Origin of the sequence: Vibrio sp. M260118 (assembly GCF_036533755.1) — a bacterium.
GTDB lineage: Bacteria > Pseudomonadota > Gammaproteobacteria > Enterobacterales > Vibrionaceae > Vibrio.
The window spans coordinates 1-6787 of the sequence record NZ_JATABG010000181.1 but is presented as its reverse complement, the minus strand read 5'-3'; the positions used below and the strand labels follow the sequence as shown (position 1 = coordinate 6787).

Below are 6787 nucleotides of genomic sequence, written 5' to 3'. Positions count from 1 at the left end.
CTAGTGGTGAAAGATACGCTACAAACCACTCGTGATGACGATATTTTCGTTATTGGTGATTTGGCCCAGTGTACTCAAGCAGATGGGTCTTTAGTTCCACCACGTGCTCAAGCTGCGCATCAGATGGCAAGCCGCGCCTATGCGAATATTGTCGCTAAGCTGAACGGGCGTGCATTGAAGCCTTACGTTTATGAAGACAAAGGATCTCTCGTTTCTCTAAGCCGCTTCTCAACAGTGGGTAGCTTAATGGGTAACCTAACCAAAGGCTCGATGATGATTGAAGGGCGCATTGCTCGCGTTGTATACATCTCGCTATATCGCCTGCACCAAATGGCGCTTCATGGTGTGTTTAAGACTGGGTTAATCATCCTGATGGGACGTATTAATCGAGTGCTCAGACCAAACCTAAAATTGCACTAATTGCATTTTCATTGAGTAATGAAAAAGAGCGCTTTTTAAGCGCTCTTTTTGGTTTGTATTAACTCGGTATTAGTGAATACACTCGACCAGTTTTGGGCTTTCCGTCGAAGATGAAGCGGTTTTTAGCTTTGGATTCGAACTCTCCACCACAGGCTTCAATCAGCTTTTGGCTTGGGAGGTTATCGGGGTCGCAGACAATCTCGATGCGAGTGAGCTTTAGCTGAGCGAAACAGAACTCAGCGAGTGCGTTAACGGCTCTCTTTGCAAAACCTTGTCCTTGATGCTCGTCGGCTATCCAATAGCCAATGCTCGCCATATTGAAGGTGTGATAAAGCTCATTAATCGCCACCATGCCAACCAAAGTATCAGTCTTGCGGCAAAATATACCAAAACCGTAAGCCTCTCCTTTGACCCAATTTAGACGTGTGGCTAGAATAAAGCGCTCCGCATCATCCAGGGAAAAGTCCTTATTGCACCAGTCAATCCAACGGTGGAGGCTAGGAGAATGGGAGACGCAGCTTGCCAAGCGAGTGCTCTCCTCACTGGTGATGAGGCGTAAGACGAGGTCTGAGGTGATGATTTGGTAATCTGGGGACATAAAAATAAAAGCCCTTTAGCATCGTTGATCCAAAGGGCTATATAGTTACTGGTTAACACGTCTGACTTGAATGATCATGCCCATCAAAGGATGGTCGAGATAATGGGTTTCAGTACTGCGCATACGACGCTTTTGGTCGAAGCGATAGCTTTTCAAAAACTCGACCGTATGGACGGTAGGCGTTACGTCTTCCATTAAGCCTACTTGAACCACGTCATTGTCGGTCATTTGCGTCGGGTCGATTTCGTCAGACAGGTGGCTTTCAAGTGTCACCTCTTTTACGCTCGGCTGTTTGAGATCAAGCTGAACATCAGCATAAAGATAATGCTCTACGTATACCTGTAGTTTGCCATCAAGTTGGTAAAGCGCTTTAGGAATACTCTCTTCTGTAATCCCTTCCAGCACTTCACTCTGTTGTGTCTCAATCATTGAACCATCAGGATTGAACTTACCTGAATAGTCTCGACCCGCTTGTACGTGGAAAATCGGAGCGCCAAAACGGCCTTGGTCGCCTTGTCTCCATGCGCGATGCATCAATACCTGAAAGCCTGCATGTTGTTGAAGCTTTTTCACTTCATCGTTTAACGCATACTCAGATACAGGCAGCATGGTTACGTCTTTTTTGCTTCGATAGCTCGCATCAGCAAAGGAGCCAGCGCGTTCTAGGTCAATGGCAGGCATTTGATTAGGCCATGATTCTGAAGTTTGTTCAGCATCAACAGCACGTTTAAAAATGATCACTTCGATATCGAATTGACGCTGCGCCATAGAAGGCATAGCAACAAGCATGAGCAGCAGCGGGATCAGTTTTTTCATTACAACTCCATAATGAGGTGCAGGGCACCTCTATTTAGTTTGGGCTTTATACTTTTGGTAATAAATTTTGCTCGAATTCACCCAACATGTCACTAACAAACTGGATGCGTTTACGTCTATCCACTAATGGTATCGTAAACTTGAACTTAGTGGGGCCATCCATTGCGAATTTTTGTGGCTGAGATTGCAATAGTTTAACCAAATACATAGGGTTAATGTCAGCGTCTGGATAGAATTCGATGAAGCCACCTTTGTCGTGAGCTTCGATTTTCTTCACTTTTATCGCCGCCGCTTGCAGTTTTAGCTCAGCAACAGAAAGCAGGTTTTTCGCTGCATCCGGTAATAGGCCGAAACGGTCGATAAGCTCAATCTTAAGTTCGCCAAGCTCATCGCCATTACTCACGCTCGCTATTTGCTTATACATTGATAGTCGGGTGTTGATGTCAGGGATATAGTCATCGGGAAGCAAAGCTGGAAGGCGCATTTCCACCTCAGTTTGATCGCGCAGTAGCTCATCCAGTGACGGCTCTTTGCCTTCTTTTAGCGCTTCGACGGCTTGCTCGAGCATCTCCATATAGAGCGTGAAACCGACAGACTGAATTTGACCACTCTGCTCGTCACCTAATAGCTCACCTGCGCCACGAATTTCCAAATCATGGGTCGCTAGGGTAAAGCCTGCACCAAGATCTTCTAAAGAGGCAATGGCATCAAGACGTTTGATGGCATCTTTGGTCATGGCTTTCGGGTGCGGCGTTAGCAAGTAAGCATAGGCTTGGTGGTGAGAACGGCCAACACGGCCACGCAATTGGTGCAGTTGCGCTAAGCCGAGGTTATCCGCTCTGTCCATAATAATCGTGTTGGCGGTAGGGACGTCAATACCCGTTTCGATAATTGTAGTACACACCAATAAGTTGAAACGCTGGTGATAGAAGTCATTCATAATACGCTCTAGCTCGCGTTCACGCATTTGTCCATGGGCGACCGTGATGCGAGCTTCTGGGACCAACTTCTCTAGGTCGGCGGCGACTTTTTCAATTGTCTCGACTTGGTTGTGGAGGAAATAAACCTGACCACCACGCATGATCTCACGTAGCACCGCTTCACGAACGACAGCATCATCTCGCTCTCTAACGAAGGTTTTAATCGCTAAGCGTCTGGCTGGTGGTGTAGCAATAATCGATAGATCACGCATACCGCTCATTGCCATGTTTAGTGTGCGTGGAATTGGCGTTGCGGTAAGGGTAAGAATGTCCACATCCGCGCGCATCGCTTTCATCTTCTCTTTTTGGCGCACGCCAAATCGGTGCTCTTCGTCGACGATCAGTAGACCAAGATCTTTAAATTTGATGTCATTTGAGAGTAGTTTGTGTGTACCAACGACAAGATCGACCTTACCCTCTTCAATATCTTGTAGAACCTGTTTTTGTTCTTTGGCGGTTTTAAAACGAGACAGTACTTCGACGCGAATTGGCAAGTTAGCGAAACGATCACGGAAGTTCTCAAAGTGTTGCTGAGCCAGTAGGGTAGTTGGAACTAATACAGCAACCTGCTTGCCATTATCCGTTGCTACGAAAGCGGCGCGCATGGCAACTTCTGTTTTACCGAAGCCCACATCACCACACACTAGTCGGTCCATAGCTTTGGCTTGGCACATGTCAGACATTACAGCATTAATGGCCATTGATTGATCGTCTGTCTCTTCAAATGGGAAGCCTGCTTTAAACGTGGCGTACTGTCCTCGATCGAGTTCGAACTTGTAGCCAGGTTTCAGTTCGCGTTTGGCGTAGACATCGAGCAGCTCTGCCGCTACATCGCGCACCTTCTCAGCCGCTTTACGTCTTGCTTTCGCCCAAGCTTCGCCACCCAGTTTATGGATTGGTGCCCCACCTTCTGCGCCACCAGAGTAGCGACTGATTAGGTTTAGGGAAGCAACTGGGACGTAGAGCTTGGCTTCGTTTTGGTATTCAAGTGTTACGTATTCGGTGGTCATGCCACCGGCTTCGAGGGTTTGTAGACCAATGTAGCGGCCGATACCGTGATCGATGTGCACTACCGGCTGTCCAGGTTGAAGCTCAGCAAGGTTGCGAATGACCGCATCACTGTTGGTTGCTTTGCGGTCCTTACGACGGCGCTGAATAACGCGATCGCCAAGAAGGTCACTTTCACAGATAAAGGCTAGCTGTTCATCGCCGAAGATGAAACCGTGCTCAGCAGCGCCAAGCATTAGGCTGAATTTTTCGCGGCTGTTGAGTGCATCTTGTAGGCAACCATTCTCCTTGGGCTTTAGCTTAATTCGTTGCAGTAACTCTAACAGGGCTTCACGGCGACCTTCTGATTCGACAGAGAAAACAATCTGGCCAGGGAAGCTCTCGCTGAACTGTCGCAGCGCAGCCATCGGCTCTTTGTTCTGATGCTGTACCGCGAGTTCCGGAAGTGCCGAGAGGTTTGGGTTGTTGCGTCCTTGCTTTTCTGTGACCGGCTCAACGTAAAGTTGGACTTGAGGCAACAGCTTGAATTGGCTAAACAGCTCATCTTTTTTTAACCACAGTTCTTGTGGCGGAAGCAGTGGACGCAACGGGTCGACCTTACGTTGCTCGTAGCGATAGTCGACATCGTCTAAGAAGGTATCAATCGCCGGCTCAAGTTGACCGACAGTGAGCAGCTGGGTGTTATCTGGAATGTAGTCAAACAGAGTTTCAGTGTGCTCAAAAAACAGTGGTTGCCAGTATTCGATACCTGCTGGCCAAGTTCCTTTTGATACCTGCATGTAGACAGATTCAGGCTCGCGACGCGCTTCAAAACGTTGACGCCAACGGATTCTAAAGTCTTCAATCGCGCTTTCTGAGGTTGGAAACTCATGCGCGGGTAGCAGGCGGATCTCTTGAGTGTCTTCAATCGAACGTTGATTCTCTGGATCGAAGGTACGAATTGTGTCTATTTCGTCATCGAAGAAGTCGATGCGGAACGGGTCACTGGACCCCATAGGGAAGAGATCAAGGATAGAGCCGCGACTTGCGTATTCGCCTGGGCCAAAAACTTGGTCAACGTGGCGATAGCCGGATTTTTCGAGTTGAATTCTCAGCTTTTCCAATGAGAACAGATCGCCCACTTTGACCATCAGCGTATGCTGCATTAAGAAATCACGTGGAGACTGGCGCTGTAGCAAGGTGTTGATTGGCACTATGGTGATGCCACTTGCTTGTGTTGGTAACTGATATAGGCGTGAAATTCTGTCTGAAATGATCTCTTGGTGTGGTGAGAAGCTATCGTATGGTAAAGTTTCCCAATCTGGGAACAGTGATACTTCTTGCGAGGTAAACTGTTCGATCTCTTGCTGCAGTTTGAGTGCAGTTTGCGGATCGGGAACGGCTAATAGGGTATGAGAGCCGTGTTGGTTGGCAAGTTCTGCAATCGCAAGCGCTAAGCTCGCACCTTGTAGGTTACCGATCTGTTTTTTGTCTCCAGCGAGCTGTGTTCCCGCCAGATTTAGTAATGAGGTGTTAGACATAATTCTATTTACTTGTCGCGGTCAAGAGAGCGCTGACGTAGAAGCTTTTGTTGTTGGAACAGGGCAGCCTTGATAAGAAGGTCTTCATCAAGATCGCGTAATAAGTCGTACTTAACGGTGACTAAATGAGTATCCGTCGTGGCTTCAATTTGTGTAATGTGGCCATAGCAATAAATTGCCGCTGCAGGGTGCTCGAGAAACAGTTTTACTCGAACCTTAGTGTCTACTGGAACTGTATCCTCAGAGATATAAGTGAACTGACTGGCACCAAACGAGTGCGTTTTATGGCGCATTGAAGGCTCATCTTGCTGCGATAGCATAAAAGTGAGCAGTAGGTTGAGTTTTGAGTTTTGCGTATCAAGAAGTTGAATCACATGTTTAAAATCGCTGTTTTTCAGTTCGTTACGAGCGCTATCATTTAAAAGATCAAGACTACTGAACTCACTCGCAACAATGAAAGGTGCAGGAATTTCCCCTTCAAATTTCTCAAAACTTGGGAAATCCGCTCCTTCAGCCAAAGCTTCGACGTTGACTGTCATTGTGTGGTTAACGGTGAAAAACTCTTGATCGGCCATGCTTGATTCCTTTTGCTAGATCACTTGATTATCGTTATAGCTGACAAGTAATCAAGCTATCCCTTTGTTTAATACATATTTTAACCACTAATTGGCAATTAAACACTACACGACAAGACATTTAATCGGTAGAGTAAGCACCCTAAGGTCATCCAACCCTAACTTTGGTTTCTATTATGTTTCATCCAGTCTCAACCTTTATAGGGCTGCGTTATTTACGGGGGCGTTCCGGTGATAGGTTTAGTCGTTTTGTCTCTTACATGTCGACTGCGGGTATCACTATAGGAGTCATGTCACTTGTGACAGTGCTTTCGGTAATGAACGGCTTCGAAGCACAGCTCAAAGGGCGCATCCTTGGCGTGTTGCCTCAAGCGGTTATCTCGCAGATAGACGGCAAGACAGAAAACAATTCTCAAGCGCCAGAGTTTATCACACAACTTTCTACGGCAGGAAAACCGGAACCGATCGTACAGAGTGAGGCGGTGATTCAAAGTGCCAGTCAGCTCAACGCCGGATTGTTGATTGGTATTGAACCGTCTGAGCAAGACCCAATAGAAAGCCATTTAATTGCAGGGCGAATGTCAGACTTACGAGCTGGTCAATATCAGCTTTTTATTGGTCATAAGTTGGCACGTTCAATGGATGTTTCGATAGGCGATAAAGTTAGGTTGATGGTCATCAGTGCCAGTCAATTCACTCCTTTGGGTCGAATTCCAAGCCAGCGTTTGTTTACCATTGCAGGTATCTATAACACCGGCTCTGATGTGGATGGCCAACTGATGTTAACTCATATTAGTGATGCTGGCCGACTGATGAGAATGAAACCTGACACCATGACAGGCTGGCGACTATTTTTTAATGACCCTTTTG

The 6787-nt window shown here is 47.0% G+C and carries 6 protein-coding genes; 2 read left to right on the top strand and 4 right to left on the bottom strand.

Features of this window, described 5'->3' with window-relative positions:
- The coding region (locus QTO00_RS11805) for an NAD(P)/FAD-dependent oxidoreductase (RefSeq protein ID WP_443088922.1) at positions 1-420 on the top strand (420 nt) is incomplete at its 5' end.
- A gap of 58 nt (positions 421-478) precedes the next feature.
- On the opposite strand, the gene QTO00_RS11800 is transcribed toward QTO00_RS11805, so the two are convergent.
- From QTO00_RS11800 to QTO00_RS11785, 4 genes are read right to left on the bottom strand one after another with little or no spacing between them, the layout of a single operon-like run.
- Positions 479-1018: a GNAT family N-acetyltransferase gene (locus tag QTO00_RS11800; RefSeq protein WP_331424991.1), complete on the bottom strand. Its 540-nt coding sequence runs from the start codon at positions 1016-1018 to the stop codon at positions 479-481.
- Between the two features lie 45 nt (positions 1019-1063).
- Positions 1064-1834, bottom strand: coding sequence for a peptidoglycan binding protein CsiV (locus QTO00_RS11795; RefSeq protein WP_331424990.1), 771 nt, complete (start codon positions 1832-1834; stop codon positions 1064-1066).
- 46 nt (positions 1835-1880) lie between these two features.
- A complete protein-coding gene (mfd, locus tag QTO00_RS11790; RefSeq protein WP_331424989.1) occupies positions 1881-5342 on the bottom strand; it encodes a transcription-repair coupling factor in 3462 nt (1153 codons plus the stop codon).
- Positions 5343-5350: 8 nt separating this feature from the next.
- Positions 5351-5917: a PilZ domain-containing protein gene (locus QTO00_RS11785; RefSeq protein WP_331424988.1), complete on the bottom strand. Its 567-nt coding sequence runs from the start codon at positions 5915-5917 to the stop codon at positions 5351-5353.
- Between the two features lie 176 nt (positions 5918-6093).
- On the opposite strand from QTO00_RS11785, the gene QTO00_RS11780 reads away from it, so the two are divergent.
- A partial coding sequence (locus QTO00_RS11780; RefSeq protein ID WP_331424987.1) for an ABC transporter permease occupies positions 6094-6787 on the top strand: 694 nt, incomplete at its 3' end.